The 16,871-nt window shown below is 64.2% G+C and carries 12 protein-coding genes; 2 read left to right on the top strand and 10 right to left on the bottom strand.

The features are described 5' to 3' along the window. Positions 1 to 48: 48 nt before the first annotated feature. The 3 genes from acuI to RHPLAN_RS13530 form a co-directional block, all read right to left on the bottom strand. Positions 49 to 1,035, bottom strand: coding sequence for an acrylyl-CoA reductase (NADPH) (gene acuI / locus RHPLAN_RS13540; protein WP_068018607.1), 987 nt, complete (start codon positions 1,033 to 1,035; stop codon positions 49 to 51). Positions 1,036 to 1,110: 75 nt separating this feature from the next. Then, a complete protein-coding gene (locus RHPLAN_RS13535; RefSeq protein WP_068018604.1) occupies positions 1,111 to 2,337 on the bottom strand; it encodes an MFS transporter in 1,227 nt (408 codons plus the stop codon). A 7-nt stretch (positions 2,338 to 2,344) separates the two neighbouring features. Beyond that, entirely contained in the window at positions 2,345 to 3,586 is a 1,242-nt protein-coding gene (locus RHPLAN_RS13530) for an MFS transporter (protein ID WP_068018601.1), read from the bottom strand. 291 nt (positions 3,587 to 3,877) lie between these two features. Here RHPLAN_RS13530 and nadA point away from each other — a divergent pair, with 291 nt between their 5' ends. Continuing rightward, positions 3,878 to 4,978, top strand: a complete 1,101-nt coding sequence (gene nadA / locus RHPLAN_RS13525) for a quinolinate synthase NadA (protein WP_068031142.1) — start codon at positions 3,878 to 3,880, stop codon at positions 4,976 to 4,978. Positions 4,979 to 5,150: 172 nt separating this feature from the next. Here nadA and RHPLAN_RS13520 read toward each other — a convergent pair whose 3' ends face one another. From RHPLAN_RS13520 to RHPLAN_RS13510, 3 genes are all read right to left on the bottom strand, one after another. Further along, positions 5,151 to 6,665 (bottom strand): cell wall hydrolase, encoded by a 1,515-nt coding sequence (locus RHPLAN_RS13520; RefSeq protein ID WP_068018598.1) that lies wholly within the window; start codon positions 6,663 to 6,665, stop codon positions 5,151 to 5,153. Between the two features lie 303 nt (positions 6,666 to 6,968). Next, entirely contained in the window at positions 6,969 to 7,931 is a 963-nt protein-coding gene (locus RHPLAN_RS13515) for a TAXI family TRAP transporter solute-binding subunit (protein WP_068018595.1), read from the bottom strand. 50 nt (positions 7,932 to 7,981) lie between these two features. After that, positions 7,982 to 10,033 (bottom strand): TRAP transporter permease, encoded by a 2,052-nt coding sequence (locus tag RHPLAN_RS13510; protein ID WP_068018592.1) that lies wholly within the window; start codon positions 10,031 to 10,033, stop codon positions 7,982 to 7,984. Between the two features lie 205 nt (positions 10,034 to 10,238). Here RHPLAN_RS13510 and RHPLAN_RS13505 point away from each other — a divergent pair, with 205 nt between their 5' ends. Then, positions 10,239 to 10,595 carry a hypothetical protein gene (locus RHPLAN_RS13505; RefSeq protein WP_157100249.1) on the top strand — a complete coding sequence of 119 codons (357 nt, stop codon included), beginning with the start codon at positions 10,239 to 10,241 and terminating at the stop codon, positions 10,593 to 10,595. Positions 10,596 to 10,603: 8 nt separating this feature from the next. On the opposite strand, the gene ppdK is transcribed toward RHPLAN_RS13505, so the two are convergent. From ppdK to RHPLAN_RS13485, 4 genes are all read right to left on the bottom strand, one after another. After that, complete coding sequence (gene ppdK, locus RHPLAN_RS13500) at positions 10,604 to 13,444, bottom strand: pyruvate, phosphate dikinase (protein WP_068018586.1); 2,841 nt, start codon at positions 13,442 to 13,444, stop codon at positions 10,604 to 10,606. Positions 13,445 to 13,564: 120 nt separating this feature from the next. Further along, entirely contained in the window at positions 13,565 to 15,640 is a 2,076-nt protein-coding gene (glyS, locus tag RHPLAN_RS13495) for a glycine--tRNA ligase subunit beta (RefSeq protein ID WP_068018583.1), read from the bottom strand. Next, positions 15,640 to 15,891 (bottom strand): CDGSH iron-sulfur domain-containing protein, encoded by a 252-nt coding sequence (locus RHPLAN_RS13490; protein WP_068018582.1) that lies wholly within the window; start codon positions 15,889 to 15,891, stop codon positions 15,640 to 15,642. Before RHPLAN_RS13490 ends, glyS begins: the two co-directional genes overlap by 1 nt. Then, complete coding sequence (locus tag RHPLAN_RS13485; RefSeq protein WP_068018578.1) at positions 15,888 to 16,820, bottom strand: glycine--tRNA ligase subunit alpha; 933 nt, start codon at positions 16,818 to 16,820, stop codon at positions 15,888 to 15,890. Before RHPLAN_RS13485 ends, RHPLAN_RS13490 begins: the two co-directional genes overlap by 4 nt. Between the last annotated feature and the right edge of the window lie 51 nt (positions 16,821 to 16,871).

Genomic DNA, 16,871 nt, shown 5'->3' with positions numbered 1-16,871 from the left:
CGACTCAGACGATCATGCCCGACGTTCGTAGCCAAATTCTGAACGCGTTTACTCAATTTTGACCACGATCCGGCCCCGAACCCGGCCTTCGAGGATGGTTCCGGCGACGGAAATCACCTCGTTCAGCCCGATTGCCCGGGTTATTTGCTGAAGTTTGCCGCGCTCAAGGTCTGAAGCCAAGCGCCGCCAAGCCTCCGTCCGCAGTTCCAGCGCACATTGCACGGAATCGATGCCCAAAAGCGACACTCCGCGCAAAATGAACGGTGCGACGCTACCGGGCAGGTCCATGCCGCCGGCGAGCCCGCACGCTGCGACGGCGCCGCCATATTTGGTCATCGACAGCGCATTGGCCAAAGTCGTGGAACCGACCGAATCAATTCCGCCGGCCCAGCGCTCCTTGGCGAGCGGCCGAGGCGGCACTGTCAGTTCGGCTCGATTGATGACCTCGGCCGCGCCAAGTGATTTCAGGTAATCCGTCTCCTCGGCCCGCCCGGTCGAAGCGATCACGGTGAAGCCGAGCTTCGCCAAAAGCGCCACCGCGACCGACCCGACGCCGCCGACCGCGCCGGTCACCAGGATCGCTCCGCTTGAAGGCTTCAAACCGTGACGCTCCAGCGCCATCACGGCGAGCATCGCGGTGTAGCCCGCGGTGCCAACCGCCATCGCGTCGCGCTCGGTCATTCCCGATGGCAGCCGCACCAGCCACGAGCCTTTCACGCGGGACTTTTGCGCGTAGGCACCGAGGTGGCTTTCGCCGGTGCCCCAGCCGTTGAGGATCACCTTGTCGCCAGGCTTCCATTGGGGATCCGACGAACTTTCCACTTCGCCGGCGAAGTCGATGCCCGGGATCATCGGGAAGCGCCGCACCACGGGCGACTTGCCGGTGATGGCGAGACCGTCCTTGTAGTTGATGGTGGACCAGCGGACGCGAACGGTGACGTCGCCGTCCATCAGGTTGGTTTCGTCGAATTCGGTCAGACTGACGGTCTGGCCTTTGTCGGCTTTCTCGACCACGATGGCTTTGAACTTTGCCATGACGCTTGCTCCCGGCTGAATGGATGCAGTTTCACCAGCCGGGATGATCGCGCAAGCTGGCAATGAGACCAGCCGTCAAGCCGCGGCGGCCGTGGGCCGCGCCACGGGCTTTTCCACGATCGGCAGGTTGATGACCGCCGACGCGACACCCAGCATGATCGTGCCCCACCAGATCACGTCGTAGGAGCCGGTGCGCTCGAACAGCACGCCGCCGAGCCAGACGCCGAGGAAGCCGCCGAGCTGATGGCTGAAGAAGGCGACGCCGAGCAGCATGGTGAGCCAGCGTTGCCCGAACATGACAGCGACCAGCGCCGATGTCGGCGGGATGGTCGAAAGCCAGAGCAAACCCATCACCGCGCTGAACAGAAGTGTCGAAGCGGTACTGATGGGCGCAAGAATGAACGCCAGGATCGCCGCCGATCGGCTGAAATAGATCAGCGACAGCAGATATCGTCGCGGCATCCATTTGACGAGATAGCCCGCTGAGATCGAGCCTACGATGTTGGTCAATCCGATCAGCCCGATCGCCCAGCCGCCAACTTCGATGGGAACGCCGCGATCGACGAGATAAGCCGGCAGATGCACGGTGATGAAGAACAGCTGAAAGCCGCAGGTGAAGTAGCCGATGATCAGGAGCACGTAGCTCTTGTGCCCGAGCGCTTCGGCCAAAGCTTGCGAGACTGTCTGTCCAGCCAGCGGGCGGGTCGGCGCGCCCGATCCGCCGCGCGGCGCCGCGATCATCATCGCAAGCGGCACGATCAGGAGCAGGACCGCGGCGAACACCCACAGCGTTTCCTGCCATCCAACCCCACGGATCATCGCGACGGCCAGCGGCGAGAACACCAATTGGCCGAGCGAGCCCGCGGCTGTGCCAATACCGAAACCGATCGTGCGCCAGCCCTCTGGCAGAAGCTTGCCGAAGGCGCCGAGCACCAGCGTGAACGAACAACCACCAAGACCCAAGCCGATGAGCACACCGGCCGACAAGTGCAGCTCCAGTGTCGTATGGGCATAGGACATCCAGACAATGCCCAGGGCGTAAAGAATTGCGCCAGTCGCCAGCACCCAGGTCGCGCCGAAGCGATCGGCCAAGGCACCTGCGAACGGCTGGGTCGCGCCCCACAGCAGCATCTCGATCGCCAGCGCCAGGGCGAACACGTCGCGGCCCCAGCCATTGGCGTTCGACATCGGCCCGAGAAAAAAGCCGAAGGACGAACGCGGGCCGAAGCCCAGCAATCCGATCAGACAGCCGCAGAATAGAATGACGAGCGGCGTACGCCACGCAGAGAGACGATCCGGCATCCCACTGTTATGCCGTGGCAACCGCAGGTCGCGCCACTGGTTTCTCGACAATCGGCAGGTTGATCACCGCGGAAGCGACCCCGAAGAAAACCGACAGCCACCACACCACGTCATAGGACCCCGTCATCTCGTAGGCCATGCCGCCGAGCAGGACACCCAGGAAGCCTCCGACCTGGTGGCTGAAAAAGGCGAACCCGAACAGCATGGTCAGCCAGCGTGTGCCGAACATCAGCGCGACCAGCCCCGAAGTCGGCGGCACGGTCGATAACCAGAGCAGTCCGGTCACCGCGCCGAACACCCATGTCGAAATGTTGCTGGCCGGCAGCAGGATCAGCGCCACGATGGCCGCGGCACGTCCGAAGTAGATGACCGAAAGCAGATAGCGCCTCGGCATGCGGCTGCACAGCCATCCGGACGTCAGCGAGCCGATGATGTTGAACAGGCCGATCAGGCCGATGGTGATGGCGCCGGCATCGGCGCCAAGGCCGCGGTCGACCAGATAGGCCGGCAGATGCACGGTGACGAAGGCGAGCTGGAAGCCGCAGGTGAAGAAGCCCAGCACCAGAAGGATATAGCTGCGATGACCGAAGGCTTCGACCAGCGCCTGTCTCGACGACTGCGTCTTGGCCGCAGTGGCGCCTTGAGCCGCCGGAGGCGTCGCGAGCATCAGCGAGAGCGGCAGCACCAGCAGCAGCGTTCCAGCGAAGATCAGCAAGGCTGTCTGCCAGGAAAACAGGCCGATGAACAAATGCGCCATCGGTGAATAGAGAAACTGACCGAACGAGCCCGCCGCGGTGCCAGCGCCGAACGCGAGCGGACGCCAGTTGTCCGGCACGAGCTTGCCCAAGGCGCCGATCACCATCGGGAACGAGCAGCCGGCAAGGCCGAAGCCGATCAGCACGCCGGCCGACATGTTGAGACCGGTGAGCGACGTGGCCTGCGACATCCAGGCGAGGCCCGCCGCATAGAGCAGCGCGCCGAGGCTCAACACGCGCACCGGCCCGAAACGGTCGGCGAATGCGCCGGCGAACGGCTGCGCCGCGCCCCACAGCAGGTTCTGGATGGCGATCGCGACCGAAAACGCCTCGCGGCCCCAGCCGCGGTCCAGCGACAACGGCGCGAGGAATTGGCCCACAGCCGAACGTGGACCAAAGGCAATCAGCGCGATGACACAGCCGATGGCAATCAGCACCCAAGGGGTACGCCACGCAGCAAGCTTGATTGGCGCAGGCGAAACAGTGGTCGACATAATCCGTGCCCCGAGAATCTGCGCCGCAACGGCGCGCACGGCATAATTGGTGATCTATCGCCGCGCACCAAACGAAAGTTGGTGATGGAAACGATCTCCCGGGCATATGCATAGCTGATCGGACGAAATGCCCGCCGGGCGATATCGAGGGACTGGCGCACCGTGCGGGGAAGCGTTATATGTTTTGCTCAAAATGAGGATAAGAAGGTCAAGGCCGGCTGAATGCCGGACATTTTTAGCCCCTAAATATGCTCATTATGAGCATATTTAGATCTACGCATGGAGGTTTTCATGCCGATCCTCGAAACCGTAGGCCCCCTCGCCGACCGGCAGCCCGCCGCCCCGCCCACCGCCGCGGGCCATGGCGCACTCGACAGGTTCGGCGCGCTGCCTGCGGCCTCGCTCGAATGGAATGCCGACGTCGAGCAGGCGACCGCCCATCTCTACAGGCGCATCAAGAACGTGGTGCCCTCGGTGGAATGGCCGTTCTTCGCGCCCTACGTCGCCGCCATCAACGCGCTGAAGAAAAAGCGCAACGCCGTCATCCTGGCGCACAACTATCAGACGCCGGAGATCTACAACTGCGTCGCTGACTTCGTCGGCGACTCTTTGCAGCTCGCCCGCGAGGCCACCAAGGTGAAGGCCGGCATCATCGTGCAGTGCGGCGTGCACTTCATGGCCGAGACCGCGAAGGTTTTGAATCCGGAAAAGACTGTCTTGATCCCGGACCTCAAGGCCGGCTGCTCGCTCGCCTCCGCGATCACCGGCGAGGACGTGCGGCTGCTGCGCGAGCGTTTCCCGGGCGTGCCGGTGGTGACTTACGTGAACACCTCGGCCGAAGTGAAGGCCGAGAGCGACATCACCTGCACGTCGTCGAACGCGCTGCAGGTCGTGGAGAGCCTCGGCGTCGACAGGGTGATCTTCGTCCCGGATCAGTATCTCGCGAAGTATGTGGCCTCGCAGAGCAAGGTAAAGATCATCGCCTGGAAGGGCGCCTGCGAGGTGCACGAACGCTTCACCGGCGACGAGTTGGCGCTGATCCGCGCCAACGATCCGCAGGTGCAGATCGTCGCGCATCCGGAATGCCCGCCGGACGTGATCGCGGCCGCCGACTTCACCGGCTCGACCGCGCACATGATCGACTATGTGCGCAAGAACAAGCCGAAGCGCGTGGTCCTGGTCACCGAATGCTCGATGGCCGACAACGTGCAGGCCGAATTGCCCGACGTGGAGTTTTCGAGGCCCTGCAATCTCTGCCCGCACATGAAACGCATCACGCTGCCGAAGATTCTCGACAGCCTGCTCAACATGAAGGAGGAGGTTGTGGTCGATCCAGCCGTTGCGGCGAGAGCACGACGCGCGGTCGAGCGGATGATCTATTTGAAGAGCTGACGCAAGTGGTGCAACGAACTCGAACACCCTCCCCTGGAGGGGGAGGGTCGACCGCCGTAGCGAAGCGGAGGCGGGCGGGGTGGGGTGAGCCTTATTTACGAAGAGGATCACCCCACCCCGCTCGCTTCGCGAGCGACCCTCACCCTCCAGGGGAGGGTAAAACGAAGTGCGGCTACAGCTTCGCCTTCTGCACCGTCTCGTCCGGCTTCGTCATCGACTGATTGAGCGGCGGCACCTCGGAGCCATCGCCCCAGGCGCGCGGCCGGTAGAAGCTGTGTACGCCGATCTTCTGCATGCGCCGCATCTCGCGGACCCAGGCCGGATGCACCCAGTAAGCATGGTAGTGGGTGGAATGTCCGACCTCGGGCAGCCACAGCTTGCCGTCGAGCATGTCGCGCGAGATCTCCTTCGCCTGCGTCCACATGTCGGGCTCTTTCACCACGTCGGGGATGCCGTCGCAGGCGAAGGTGAACTGGCAGGCCAGTTTGCGATGCGCGTTCTGATAGACCACACCGCACACATTGTTCGGATAGAAGCCGGAGAACACGCGGTTCATCACCACTTGGGCGACGGCGATCTGGCCGCGCTTCACCTCGCCGCGGGATTCGAAATAGACCGCGTCGGCGAGACACTTCTCGGCCTTAGCGCGCTGCTTGGTGTCGAGCCCGAGCCGCTCGGCGGGCGTGCGCGGCCGCTTGCCTGCGCCGGTCACCTCGCCCTTCGGCGCTACGGTTTCGCCGGCGCTGCTCGTGGCTGGCGTAACGGCTTTCGGCTGGGCGGCCGGCGGTGTCACAGCCGAAGCCTTGATGTCGGGATCGTGCGCCGGAGGGGTGACGATCTGCACCTCTTCGTCCATCGGCCAGGGCTGAATGGGCGCAACGGAATCGCCGACCGGATTGTTGCCGAAATAGAGCCGGCCGAGCCGCTGCGCGGCGTTGTCATCGAGCGTCGCCTTGAACGGCGACACGATGCTCGCGAAATCCCGGGCTTCCGGCGGCGCCGAAGCCAGCATCACCGGCCCGGCAGTTTTCTCGGGCGACGCCTCGGAGTTCGTTTGAGATTTCGGCGCGGTTTCGGCGTCCGGGGTGAGCACCAGATCGGCTGGGGTCAACGAGCCTGGATTGACCGAGAGATCGGCTTTCGGCTGTGGCGGCGCAACGACAGCCGGGGCCGTGGCAACGGGCTGCGTGGCAACCGGCAGCACCTCGGCGGGCGCGTCGCTGGGCTTGGTGAAGGTCACGGTCTTGACCCTCCCCGGCGTCAGGTCGCGGCTCCGGCCGACCGCCGGATCGTGTGACCGCGATACCAGGAGATCGCCCTTGAGCGCACGGTTGACCGACGGGAATTCGATACGCGGCCGATAGAGCTGCATCGGCATGCCGGTGTCGATCATCACCGATCCGGTGATCGCAGGTTCAGCCGTGATGCTGGCGACGCGCGCCAAAGGCGGCTCGGGAATCAACGTGCCGACCGGCTGCGGAAAGCTGAAAGTCGCGGCGTGGATGGTGCCGAACGGTGACGCCAGCATGTGCGCGCGGGCGCGCTGCGACACGTCGGGCTGACGCGCCATCAATGACGCAAGGTCCTGATAGCCGATTGAATTCGGCATCAGACCCATCACCAGGACGCCAAGGCCGAAGGAAGCGTAGACGCTGGCTTCCTTCGGCCTCCTACGCGACACACCCATTCAAACGCTCACGCAACAGACGCAACAACAGGAGGTACGCAACGCGATCGATACAAACGCCGGGAGTTGGCGCCGGAGTGGCTCCAATGCGACGCATTCCTTTATTGTCGGATTAACCTTGCGAAGCCGTTAACCCTGCGCATTTGGCGCACATTTGCGGAACGCAAAGCGCAGCAATGGCGCGGCGCCTTAAGCGTTCTGGTAAACGCTTCGTCAACAACGGAACGAGTGCAGTACAAAAAACGAAACGGCCGGCCCGATGAGTACACCGGCCGGCCGCTGTGTTTTGAAACCTCCGCGCAGCTACATCTGCACGCCCTTTTCCTTGAAGTACTTCACCGCGCCCGGATGCCACGGGATCGGCGAATTCTTCATGACCTGGGTCGAAAGATCGATAGCGGCGGCTTCACCATGCACCGCGACCAGATCGGCCTTGTGCTCGATGAACGTTTTCACGATGTCGTAGGCGACCTGGTCGGACATCGAAGCGTTCGACACCAGGATGTTCTGCACCGAGGTGATCTTGTTGTCCTTGTCCTGGCCCGGATAGGTTTTCGCCGGGATCACGGCGGCGCTGTAGATGTCGCCGTACTTGGCGTTCATCTTGTCGAGCACCTCGGCGTGATCGATCAGCTTGAGCTTGACGCCAGGCGTTGCCCCGAGGTCGGTCACCGCCGCAGTCGGCAGGCCACCGACCCAGAAGTAAGCGTCGATCTTGCCGTCCTTGATCGCGTTGGTGGACTCGGCGACGCCGAGCCTCTCGCGCTTCATGTCCTTGTCCTTGTCGAGGCCCGCCGCCTCGATGACGCGGAACGCCATCACCTCGGTGGCGCTGCCGGGAGAGCCGGTCGAGACACGTTTGCCCTTGAGGTCCGACATCTTCTCGATGCCGCGGCCTTCGATGGTCACGACATGCATGCGGTTCGGATAAAGCACCATCAGGGTGCGGGCATCGACCGGATGGCCTTTGAACTTGTCCTCGCCCTTCACCGCATCGAGCGCGGCGTCGACCATCACCAGCGCGATCTCGCTTTGCTTGGAGCCGATCAGCTTGAGGTTGTCGACCGAGCCTCCGGTGACACGCGCAGTCGCCGCTGCGCCCGGCACGTATTTGGTGAGGATGTTCGCCATGCCGCCGCCGAGCGGATAGTAGACGCCGCCCGTGCCGCCGGTCGCGATCGCGATGTTCATCGGCTCGGCGAGCGCCGCGCCTGCGAGCAGCGTCGCGCCCGCGATTGCGCCCGCGATCCAAGTTCTGCGTTTCATTCGATCCATCCTCCCTTTTTGTCTTGGTTCTGGTGTTGTCTTCGGATGCGTCACCCGCTCGCAGCCGCTTTCGGCGGCGCCTGCATGTGCTGTTTTACCAGGACCAAGGCCGCAATCAGCAAGCCAAATGCCGCGGTGTAGCTGAGGTCGCGGCCGACGATGGCTTCCAGCACCGCTTCGATCAGGCTCGGGAACACGAGCAGCAGCCCCGAGAGCGTCAGCAGCGCACGCTCCCACAGCGTTGTGCGTTGCAGCGCCCAGCCCTGGGCGGCGGCCGCAAGCGCAGCCAAGCCCAGCGCGGTCTTGACCGTGATTTCCACGATGTCGATCCACGAGCCATCCTTCGGGATCTTGAGCAGGAGGCCAAGCCCCTGCGGATCGAGCACGAACACGAATGGCACCAGGAAGGCCGGCAATGTGTACTTCCACGCTTGCAAGGTCGTCTTGTAGGGATCGCCGTTGGTGATGGCGGCCGCGGCGAACGGCGACAGCGCGGTCGGCGGCGAGACTTCCGAGAGCACGGCGTAATAGAAGATGAACATGTGCGCCGCGATGTCCGGCACGCCGAGCTTGGTCATGGCGGGCGCCGCGATCACGGCGCAGATGATGTAGCTCGCCGTGACCGGCACGGCGAGGCCGACGATCCAGACGATGAGCGCGGTGTAGATCGCGGTCAGCAGCAGGTTGCCGCCCGCATAGTCGATCACGATCGACGAGAATTTCAGGCCCAGTCCCGTCAGCGTGACGACGCCGACGATGATGCCCGCCGTGGCGCACGTAGTGGCCGCGGTCAGCACCTGGATCGAGCCGTCCGACAGCGTCTTCACCAGTCGCTTCGGCGTGATCGCGGTCTCGCGGGAGAGGAAGCTCAGGCCGAAGGTGAGCACGATCGACCAGAACACCGCGAGCGTCGGCGAATAGCCCCACAGCATGAAGATGACGATCGAGATCAGCGAGATGAAGTGGAAGCCATAGCGCCGCGTCAGCTGCCACAACGTCAGCCCCTGACTCGTGTCCACCATCTGCGCCTGGAAGCGCTTGGCGTCGAGCTCGACCATGAAGAGCAGCGCGAGGTAATAGAGCAGCGTCGGGATGGTCGCCATCCAGATCACGTCGAGATAGCTGATCTTCAGAAACTCCGCGATCAGGAAGGCCGCGGCGCCGAGCACCGGCGGCGAGATGATCGCGCCGAGTCCGCCGGCGGCGAGCAGGCCACCGGCAGCGTTCCGCTCGAAGCCCGCGCGCTCCATCATCGGCCAGGCCACGGCGCCGATCGTCACCGTGGTGGCGACGCCCGAGCCCGACGGTCCGCCGAGCAGGAACGACGACAGCACCACGGTGCGGCCGGCGCTGTTGGCCTTGTTGCCCATCAGCGCCATGGAAAAATCGATAAAGAATTTTCCGGCACCGGAATGCTGCAGAAACGCGCCATAGATAGTGAACAGAATGATCAGCGACGACGACACGTCGACCGGCACGCCGAAGATACCTTCGAGCGTGATGAACAACTGTCCGACGATCTGGCCGACATCGAAGCCGCGATGAGTCCAGGGCTGCGGCAGGTACGGACCGAAGTAGGCGTAAGCCAGGAACGCCACCGCGACGACCGGCACGATCCAGCCGGTGGTGCGCCGCGTGGCTTCGAGCAGCAGCAGCATGAAGATCGCACCGAGCCACGTATCGAGCTGCGTCGGCATCGTCGCGCGGTCGGTGAAGTCGTCGCCGCCCTCGATGGCGTAGATCAGGATCGCGGCGCCGGCGACGCCCAGCACCACGTCCCACCAGCGGATGCGATTGCGAAACCGCATCGACATCGGGAATAGCAGGAAGCTCAGCACCAGCACGAAGGCGACGTGCGCATATCGCAGCGGCTGGGTCGGAACGATCGGCGCCCAGCCGAACGGCCAGGCGCCCGCGATCGCGCAATAAAGATGAAACAGCGACATCACCACGGCGATCATGGTGGTGACGTTGCCGGCAACGCCGGACAGCCGGTTCAACGCGCCCTCATCGGCCTCGATGAACTCTTCGGCCTTCTTCAGCGCCTCTTCGGAAATGCCCTGCGGATCGCCCGCCAGTTTCGGAATCGCCCCCTCGCCCATCGTCTCCCTGCCGGCATTATTCGTTTTTGGCGTCGTCCCCCGGCGCTGAGGCTAACACGGTCGCCGCCTCAGGGAACATCCAACCAACGTCTTGATTGCTGTCTCAACCTTCGGTCGGAACCGGCCCGGGCGCGGCGACTTATCCGGATGCAGCTGCTCCACGATCGGATTGGAAGCGTGGGCCTCCTGCCTGAAGGAGATCACCATGCCCCGAGTCGCCAACCGAGCTTTGCTGATCGCGGCCGCGGCCCTGATGGCCACCTTGCCTGCGGACCTGACCCTGAGCGAGCCGGAAACGTCGCCTCCTCAAGGCACGCCACCACCACCTCACATGCTGCCGACGCCGTGCGGCCAACGCGCAGACATCGTGCGCCTGCTACGCGAGCAGTACGGCGAAAGCCCAAGCGCCCAGGGCCTATCCGACGCCGGGACCGTCGCTGAGGTGTTCACCAGCGCCAAGGGCAGTTGGACCATCGTGGCGACCGCGCCCAATGGTTTGACCTGCATGGTCGGCGCCGGCCAATCGTGGCAACCCGTGGTCGCCCGCGACGATACGATCTAACAGGTAAATCAGGCCTCGCCGGCAGCCTTTTTGCCGAGTGCGGCCTGTGCGGCCGCAAGCCTCGCAATCGGCACACGGAACGGCGAACACGACACATAGTCGAGGCCGACCTCGTGGCAGAACGCGACAGACGCGGGATCGCCCCCGTGCTCGCCGCAGATGCCAACCTTGAGCTTGCCGCGCACCTTGCGGCCACGCTCGACGCCGATCCGGACCAGCGCACCGACGCCCTCCTGATCGATCGACACGAACGGGTCGCCCGGCAGGATGCCGCGCTGGGTGTAGATGCCGAGGAACGACGCGGCATCGTCACGGCTGATGCCGAAGGTGGTCTGCGTCAGATCGTTGGTGCCGAACGAGAAGAACTCGGCGCTTTGCGCGATCTCGTCGGCCATCAGCGCCGCACGCGGCAGCTCGATCATCGTGCCGACCTGATAGTTGAGCTTGCTGCCGCTCTCCTTCTGCACTTCGGCGGCCATCGCATCGATCCGCGCCTTCACGATATCGAGCTCGGCCTTGGTCGCGATCAGCGGCACCATCACCTCGGGTACCACGGGCTTGCCGGTGCGCTTGCCGGCTTCGACCGCGGCCTCGAAGATCGCCCGCGCCTGCATCTCGGCCACCTCCGGATAGGCGATGGCAATGCGGCAGCCGCGGAAGCCCAGCATTGGGTTGAACTCGGCCAGCTCCTTGGCGCGATGGCCGAGCTTCTTCGGATCGACGCCCATCGCGGCCGCAACCTCGGCGATGTCCTCCTCGGTGTGCGGCAGGAATTCGTGCAGCGGCGGATCGAGCAGCCGGATCGTCACCGGCATGCCCTGCATGATCTCGAACAGCTCGACGAAATCGCCACGCTGCATCGGCAGAATCTTGGCCAGCGCCTTTTTCCGTTGATCGGTTGTGTCGGAGAGGATCATCTCGCGCACCGCCTGGATGCGCGCCTCGTCGAAGAACATGTGCTCGGTGCGGCAGAGCCCGATGCCCTGTGCGCCAAAGCGCACGGCAACCCGAGCATCGGCCGGCGTATCGGCATTGGCGCGAACGCCGAGCGAACGCACCTTGTCGGCCCAGCCCATCAGCGTGCCGAATTCACCGGACAGCTCGGGCTCGACCATCGGCACCCGGCCGGCCAGAACCTGGCCGGTCGAGCCGTCGATGGTGACCAGTTCGCCGCGCTTCAGCACGACATTGCCGGCTTGCAGCGTCTGCGCGTTGTAATCGACGCGGAGCGAGCCCGCGCCCGAGACGCAGGGCTTGCCCATGCCGCGCGCCACCACGGCGGCGTGCGAGGTCATGCCGCCGCGCGTGGTGAGAATGCCTTCGGCAGCGTGCATGCCGTGGATGTCCTCCGGCGAGGTCTCGACACGGACGAGAATGACCTTCTTGCCCTCGGCCTTGAGCTCGGCGGCCTCGTCGGAGCTGAACACGATCTCGCCCGAGGCTGCGCCCGGCGACGCCGGCAGGCCCGTGGCGATGACGTTGCGCTCGGCTTTGGGATCGATGGTCGGATGCAGCAGCTGATCGAGCGAGGCCGGCTCGATGCGAGCCACCGCTTCATCCTTCGTGATCAGCTTTTCATTGGCGAGTTCGACCGCGATGCGCAGCGCCGCCTTCGCGGTGCGCTTGCCGTTGCGGGTCTGCAGCATCCAGAGCTTGCCCTGCTCGACCGTGAACTCCATGTCCTGCATGTCGCGGTAATGCTTTTCCAGCGTACCGTAGATGCGGGTGAGTTCCTTGAAGGCCGCGGGCATCGCGGTCTCCATCGACGGCTTGTCGGAGCCGGACTCCTTGCGGGCCGCTTCGGTGATCTCCTGCGGGGTGCGGATGCCCGCCACCACGTCTTCGCCCTGGGCGTTGATCAGGAATTCGCCGTAGAGCCGCTTCTCGCCGGTCGACGGATTGCGCGTGAAGGCGACGCCGGTGGCGGACGTGTCGCCCATGTTGCCGAACACCATGGCCTGCACGTTCACCGCGGTGCCCCAGCTTTCCGGAATGCTGTGCAGCCGGCGATACGTGATGGCACGGGCGTTCATCCACGACCCGAACACGGCGCCGATCGCGCCCCAGAGCTGATCGCGCGGATCCTGCGGGAACGGCGTGCCCTGCTCCTCCTCGACGCGGCTCTTGTAGAGCTTGACCACCTCGATCCAGTCGTCGGCGGTGAGATCGGTGTCGAGCGTGTAGTTCGCCCGCGATTTGTGCTCCTCGAGAATGTCCTCGAAATTGTGGTGCTCAATGTCGAGCACCACGTTCGAATACATCTGGATGAAGCGGCGGTAGGAATCGTAAGCGAAGCGCCGGTCACCGGATTGCTTGGCCAGCGCCTCCACGGTCTCGTCGTTGAGGCCGAGATTGAGCACCGTATCCATCATGCCGGGCATCGAGGCCCGCGCGCCGGAGCGCACCGAAACGAGCAGCGGATTGGCCGGATCGCCGAACTTGCGGCCGGTGATCTTGGCGATATGCGAAAGCCCCGCGTCGACCTGCTTCTCCAGATCCTTCGGGTATTTCCTGGCGTTGGCATAGTAGGCGGTGCAGACCGCGGTGGTGATGGTGAAGCCCGGCGGCACAGGCAGGCCCAGGTTGGCCATTTCGGCGAGGTTCGCGCCCTTGCCGCCGAGAAGCTCCTTCATGCCGGCGCGTCCTTGCGCCTTGCCGCCGCCGAAGACGTAGACCCACTGGCCGGATTTTACCGCTGCGGATTTGGCGGCCGCAGGCTTTGCTGCCACAGACTTGGCTGCGGCGGGCCTGCCAGCAGCCTTGGCGGGCTTCGAGCCCGCGCGGGCTTTGGCTTTCGCGGGCTTGCCTTTGGCGGATGTCTTTTTGGAGGATGCAGGGCGGCGTGCCATCAGTGATCTCGCTGTCTCGTCGGGGCGCTTTGTAGACCCCTCACCGGCGTTTCCTCAATTGGCCTTTTGTTATGAGCGGCCCATCCGCCACGTGGCCGGTCTTGCGCCGGCCCTGACATTTTATCCTTCGATCTTGGAGAAATCCGCGACTGCCCGGGTTGTCACCCGGATCTCGTTGAGGAGCCGCAGGCGGTTCGCGCGCAGCGCCACGTCGTCGACGTTGACCGTCACCTTGTCGAAGAAGGCATCGACGCGGGGACGGAGCTTGGCCATGGCGGTCATGGCGGCGGCAAAGTCCTCGCGCACGATCGCAAGGTCGGCCTCGAGCTTGGCAACGCCGATCGCGGCCGCAAGTTCCTTTTCTTCGGCTTGCTGCAACATGGCACCATCGGGCGCCTCGGTGTATTCGAGCTTGTCCTTTTTTTCCTCGATACGGAGGATGTTGGTCGCGCGTTTGACACCGGCGAGCAGGTTCTTGCCGTCGTCGGTTTCGAGAAATTTGGCCAGCGCCTCGATGCGGCGGACGATCAGCACCAGATCGTCCTGACCTGCGAGGGCGAACACGGCGTCGACCAGATCGTGGCGCGCGCCTTGCTCGCGGAGTTGGACCTTCAGGCGATCGGCGAAGAATGAGAGCAGATCGCGGCCGTCGGCATCGGAGCGCGCTTTGGCAAACACCGGCAACAGCGGCATCCGGACATTGTTGTCGAGCACCAGCCGGATGACGCCGAGCGCCGCACGGCGCAACGCGTAGGGGTCCTTCGAACCGGTCGGCTTCTCGTCGATCGCCCAGAAGCCTGTGAGGATATCGATCTTGTCGGCGAGCGCGACCGCGATCGACACTGGCTCTGCCGGCACCAGATCGTCGGGGCCCTTCGGCTTGTAGTGATCCTCGATCGCGTGCGCGACGGCTTCGTCTTCACCCTGCGCTTCCGCGTAGTAGCGGCCCATCAGGCCCTGCACCTCGGGGAATTCGCCGACCACCTCGGTCTGAAGGTCGGCCTTGCACAGCCAAGCGGCGCGCTCGGCCAGCGCCACATCGGCGTTGACGATAGGCGCCAAATGACCCGCCAGCGCGATCATGCGGTTGATGCGCTCGGCCTGCGTCCCGAGCTTCTCGTGGAACACGATGTGCTCGAATTTCGGCAGCCGGTCTTCAAGCCGCGTCTTGAGGTCCGTCTCGTAGAAGAACTTGGCGTCGGACAGCCGCGCGCGGATGACGCGCTCGTTGCCGGCGACGATGGCCTTGCCGCCGTCGGTCGCTTCGATGTTCGAAACGAGGATGAATTTGTTGACGAGCTTCGACGTGTTCAGGTCGCGGACCACGAAGCACTTCTGGTTGTTGCGGATGGTCGCGCGGATCACCTCTTCGGGGATCGAGAGAAACGCCGCGTCGAACGAGCCCATCAGCACCACCGGCCATTCGACCAGACCCGCGGCTTCAGCCAACAGGCCTTCGTCTTCGATCAGTTCGAAGCCCTGGGCGAAGGCAAGGTTCTTCGCGTCAGTGAGGATCATCTGCGCGCGCCGCGCCGGATCGACCACGACCTTGGCCTTCTCGAGCTTGGCCATGTAGTCGTCGAAACGCTTCACCTTGATCGCGTCGGGCGCGAGGAAGCGATGGCCGTGCGTGATGTCACTCGATGCAACGCCGCCGACCTCGAACTTCACGATCTCGGGTTCTTCGGTCTCAGGCCCGAAGGTCGCGATGATGGAATGCAGCGGCCGCACCCAGTTGAGCGCACCGGGCCGGGCCGAGGCCTCGCCCCAGCGCATCGCCTTTGGCCACGGAAACGCGGTGGTGACCTCCGGCACGATCTCGCCGATCACGTCGATCGCGGGCCGTCCGGCCTTCTCGATCACCGCGACGTAGAAGTCGCCCTTCTTCGGGTCCTTCTCGATCTTGGCCTGCTCGACGGAAGCCAGCCCCGCGGCTTTGAGGAATCCAGCGATCGCCTTTTCGTTGGCGTCGATCCGCGGACCCTTGCGCTCTTCCTTCACGTCGGGCTGGCGCACCGGGATGCCGGCGACCGCGAGCGCAAGCCGTCGCGGCGTCGCGAATGCGGTCGCACCCTCGTAGGTCAGCCCGGCATTTACCAGCCTGTCGGTCACGAGCTTCTTCAAATCCTCCGCGGCCCGCGCCTGCATGCGGGCCGGGATTTCCTCGGAGAAGAATTCGAGCAGAAGATCAGGCATTACGTCGTCGCAAGTTTCTTATGGCTGCCGTCGCACATCGGCTGATTGGCCGTGCGCTTGCAGGTGCAGAACCACGCCTCTTCCGATTTCTCCGCCTTGAACTCGCGCGGCGAGAATTCCGTACCCTTGTGGGAGCCGTCGCAGAACGGCTGCGCCTTCGAGCGCCCGCAGGCGCACCACCAGTAGCTCTTGCCTGCTTCCACGTTCATCGCGATCGGTCTGCGACCGCCGATCTCAGGTGTACCGCTCATGCTGCACCTCCCGCCTCGGTTTTGAGCCAGGCCTCGCCACAGGCTTTGGCCAGTTCGCGCACGCGAAGGATATAGCTCTGCCGCTCGGTCACCGAGATGACGCCTCGGGCGTCGAGCAGATTGAACACATGGCTCGCCTTGATGCACTGGTCGTAAGCGGGCAGCGCCATCAGATGGCGATTGCCATCCTCGGACCAGCCGGCTTCGAGGTAACGCTTGCAGGCGCCTTCGGCCATCCGGAACTGCTCGAACAGCATGTTCGTGTCCGAGTGCTCGAAATTGTGCCGCGAATATTCCTGCTCGGCCTGCAGGAAGACGTCGCCGTACGTGACCTTCTCGGCGCCCTCGCGGCCGTTGAAGTTGAGGTCATAGACGCGGTCGACGCCCTGCACATACATCGCAAGGCGCTCCAGGCCGTAGGTCAGTTCGCCCGCAACCGGCGCACATTCGAAGCCCGCGACCTGCTGGAAGTAGGTGAACTGCGAGACTTCCATGCCGTCGCACCAGCACTCCCAGCCTAGGCCCCAGGCGCCGAGCGTCGGGCTTTCCCAGTCGTCCTCGACAAAGCGGATGTCATGAAGCTTGGAGTCGACGCCGATCGCGGCAAGCGACTTGAGATAGAGGTCCTGGATGTCGAGAGGCGATGGCTTCAGGATCGCCTGAAACTGGTAGTAATGCTGGAGCCGGTTCGGGTTCTCGCCGTAACGGCCGTCCTTCGGCCGCCGGGATGGCTGCACATAGGCCGCGTTCCAGTGCTTGGGACCGAGCGCGCGCAGCGTGGTCGCCGGATGGAACGTGCCTGCGCCGACCTCCATGTCGTAGGGCTGCAGAATGACACAGCCCTGGTCGGCCCAAAACCGCTGCAGCGCCAGAATCAGCCCCTGGAACGAGCGTTCCGGGCGCATGTGAGCGGGAAGATCGTCGGCCATAAGGAGTCCCAGAACGCGCGGGGTGAGACCTAACGGCGCAGCTTTCGGGGG

The organism is Rhodoplanes sp. Z2-YC6860, assembly GCF_001579845.1.
Taxonomy (GTDB): Bacteria; Pseudomonadota; Alphaproteobacteria; order Rhizobiales; family Xanthobacteraceae; genus Z2-YC6860.
This window is presented reverse-complemented; position numbering and strand designations above follow the sequence as displayed.